5 protein-coding genes are annotated in these 3415 nt (G+C 57.8%); all 5 read right to left on the reverse strand.

Annotated elements, in window-relative coordinates:
- Window positions 1-471 (reverse strand): lysophospholipid acyltransferase family protein (locus SMC5_RS05445; RefSeq protein ID WP_165848992.1); only part of this gene is annotated, 471 nt, incomplete at its 3' end.
- Window positions 461-1132: a (d)CMP kinase gene (gene cmk, locus SMC5_RS05450; protein ID WP_119087539.1), complete on the reverse strand. Its 672-nt coding sequence runs from the start codon at window positions 1130-1132 to the stop codon at window positions 461-463. The genes SMC5_RS05445 and cmk, both read right to left, overlap by 11 nt.
- Entirely contained in the window at window positions 1129-1761 is a 633-nt protein-coding gene (locus SMC5_RS05455) for an L-threonylcarbamoyladenylate synthase (RefSeq protein ID WP_165846474.1), read from the reverse strand. Before SMC5_RS05455 ends, cmk begins: the two co-directional genes overlap by 4 nt.
- Before the next feature lie 24 nt (window positions 1762-1785).
- A complete protein-coding gene (plsY, locus tag SMC5_RS05460; RefSeq protein ID WP_119087541.1) occupies window positions 1786-2415 on the reverse strand; it encodes a glycerol-3-phosphate 1-O-acyltransferase PlsY in 630 nt (209 codons plus the stop codon).
- Entirely contained in the window at window positions 2412-3275 is an 864-nt protein-coding gene (locus SMC5_RS05465; RefSeq protein WP_119087542.1) for a N5-glutamine methyltransferase family protein, read from the reverse strand. The genes plsY and SMC5_RS05465 overlap by 4 nt, the downstream gene beginning before the upstream one ends.
- Window positions 3276-3415 lie beyond the last annotated feature (140 nt).

Here is a 3415-nt window from a genome sequence, read left to right on the forward strand (position 1 = left end):
GACTCTCCTCTGCCTCGGCCAGCACTCATATGAGCCGATGATGGCCATAGGGACCACCGGTGCTCCCGACTTCACTGCCAGAAAAGCCGCCCCGTTGTGAGGGTTCTGCAGACATCCGTCTGGTGACCGCGTTCCTTCGGGGTAGATCATGCACAGGTCACCATGGTCCATGATTGCCAGCACTGCCTGGAGGGCACACTTATCGGCCAGAGACTCCCTGTCGATACGCACACCACCCAGACGGCGTATGAATGGCCTCAGCAGCGGCTGCTGGTAGATCTCCTTGCGTGACAGACTGTAGACCTTGCGCGGAAGCGCGAAGGCGGCAAGCATGGGATCCAGATAGCTGCAATGGTTGCCGCAGATAAGTCCTGGTCCATGCCTCGGTACATTCTCAAGTCCGATGACGTGGAGTTTAAAGAAAGTCCTGAACCAGAGCCTGCCTATCGGAACAACCAGCTCATACAGCATGCTCAAGCCTCCTGCGGTACTCGGCCAGGATCGCCTGCACGACTCCATCGGAGCCGTCAGCAGAGTTGTCCAGCTTGACGTGCTCCTCTGTGCATCGAAGAGGCGAGTCTTTTCGGGACGAGTCTATCGCATCACGTTCCTTGATGTTGGCCAGCACGGCTCCGTAGTCGACCAGGCTACCCTGACGCTCAAGCTGGGCAACTCGCCGCCTGGCGCGAACATCCGGGTCCGCAGTAATGAACACCTTCAGAAGAGCCTTGGGAAGAACCGTCGTTCCTATGTCCCGGCCAACCATGACAACATCCTGGAGCAAGGCGATGCGTCGCAACTCCCTGTTCACGGCTGTCCGCACCTGTGGCACCGCACTGACAGGCGACACGAGGCTGTCTACTCTCGGGTCGCGGAGGGACAACTGAAGAACGCGCCCGCCAAACAGAACCGTACCGCCGGGCTCGTAGCTTATACAACGCTCGAGGATATCCAACAGGCGATCACTCCGCAGACAACGGTCAGATGGATACTGCTCGGCATATGCAGCGGTGAACACCCTGTACAATAACCCAGAGTCGACGAGCATGAGACCGAGCTCAGCGGCCACACCCAGTCCCACCGATGTCTTGCCGGATCCAGAAGGTCCGTCTATAGCAATGTCACGTCTCACGGAACCTCTCCCACAAGCACCGCAGCCACGTCAGCACAAGAAATACTGCCCTCGCGCAGGATGGACCATGACCCCGCTGTCAATCTGACAACCGTCGATGGCCGGCCTTCCGGCCGCTGTCGGCTGTCCAGGACCAGGTCCGCTCGCTCCAGCAACCCGGCAGCTCCAGGCGCGTCCAGGCTCTCAATGACACTCTCACCGCTCTCATTCAGACTTGTCTGCGCCATCAGGATGCCGCCGGCAAGCAAGCGAAGGAGTCCAGTGTGGCGGGGTACCCGGAAACCGATGCTGGACGCTTCTGGGTGCGGCAGGGGCTGTGTGTGGAGACCACTCCCCGCAACGTCGACGACGATGGTAAGCGCCCCAGGCCAGAATACGCTGGCAAGACGCTGGGCCATGACACGTGCCGCAGGCTCGACCCACGGCAGGACACGAGCGATATCGAGTACAAAAACGGGCAACGGCTTGGCGGCATCGCGATGCTTTACTGCGAACACTCTGGTAACCGAAGACGCACATGCCGCGCTGCAACCAATGCCATAGACGGTGTCCGTCGGGAACACTGCAACGGCCCCCGAAGCAATACGCTCGGATAGCCGCAGAAAATCGGCGTCTGAGCAGGTGTCCAATAGGACACTCTCAGGCAGAGATATCTACCGCCTCCGAAAATAGGACCATTCGAGTTTGGGTTCTTCCCCAGCCCTCAACCGACGGATGTTTGCAACATGCCGAACAATGCCGAGCACAGCAAGCAGGGTATAAATCAGAACAAGTTTCGGCGGCTGTCTCAGAAGAAGCGCTGCAACTGGAAGGGTGGCAAACACGGCCACTGATGCAAGAGAAACGGTATTGCGGAGCACCATCACGACAAGCCAGATGCCTGACTCCACAAGAGCGACGGGCCAGCTCAGCACAAACACAACTCCGAATGTCGTAGCAACACCCTTTCCTCCCTTGAACCCAGCAAGAACGGAGAAATCGTGACCCAGAACCACGACAACAGCCGCCACAAGCAATGTTTCCCGCGATATGGCCGGAAAGAACCTTATCAGCACGAGCAGAAGGAGCACTGCCTTCAGAAAGTCGCCAGCAAAAGCAAACGCAGCAGGAAGAGGACCTGCGGTGCGCAACACATTTGTAGCTCCCATGTTTCTGCTGCCCACCTTCGTGATGTCCACGCCCTTGATCATTTTAGCGAAGATGTAGCTGAACGGCACAGAACCGACGAGGTACGCAACGGCAAAAACCGCAAGATCACGCAAGATATAGCTGAACGTGTTCATTCTGCTCGACGTGCCTCCGCGTAGCGCGACAGCCCTCTAAGGTCAGGCGACCAGCATCCGCCCTGCAGTCCATACCGCTCAAACAGGTTGAGTATACCCTCTTCCAATCCATCGTCAATCTCCAGCAGCAGCAGGCCACCGGGTCGTAACCAGTCACAAGCTTGTGCAATGATCCGTTTGTAGAAAACCATGCCTGACGTGCCGCCATAGAGTGCCTGGACTGGTTCTCTGGGCGAAGACGCGTGCGCCGAGAACAGACGCTGCTCACGCACATAAGGAGGATTACTGACAATGACATCAGTGCGACTGCGGAAATCGGCGAGGGCAAGACCCCACGCTGCCAGCACGTTGCCCTGGACAAACCTGACCCGCTCTGACAAACTCGCGTCCAGGGCGGATTCGCGAGAACATGATACAGATATGGAATCGAGCTCCAATCCCACAACCGCTACCTGTGGCAGTCTGGCAGCCAATGCCAGAGCGATGGCCCCTGAACCGGAGCAAAGGTCCAATGCGATGGCATGGGGACGATCCTGCTCAATAATGAAGTCCCCGGCCATCTGCACCAGGCTTTCTGTCTCCGGGCGAGGCACGAGAACGCCCTCCCGCACTCGCACGACAATGTCACAGAAAGCAGCATAGCCGGTGAGGTACTCGGCAGGGTATCCATCGGCCAGTTGTTGGGCAGCTTGCTCCACAAATACCTGTATGTCGGTATCAGCAGGTAGATCCAGCCGAATGAGCAGATCTGAACGACTCCATCCTCTGCTTGCCGCAACAACATACTGCAGTTCACCGTGTTTCTGCGACAAGAGCTGCGCACGCTGCTCAGCTTGCGCAATTACTTCTCGCAGAGTCAATCGTCGTCGTTGCCCTGCAGAATGGGCGTCTCAAGCGTTCTCTCCCGGGAAGCCCGGTGAAGAGCGTCGACTACTGGATCGAGGTTTCCCTCCATGATGAGAGGCAGGTTGTACAGAGACAAACCAATCCGGTGGTCAGT

Origin of the sequence: Candidatus Cryosericum odellii (genome assembly GCF_003570935.1) — a bacterium.
Classification (GTDB): Bacteria; Caldisericota; Caldisericia; order Cryosericales; family Cryosericaceae; genus Cryosericum; species Cryosericum odellii.

Coding starts and splice junctions, on each gene's coding strand:
- plsY (WP_119087541.1), bottom strand. CDS start 2,415: ATGAACACGTTCAGCTATATCTTGCGTGATCTTGCGGTTTTTGCCGTT.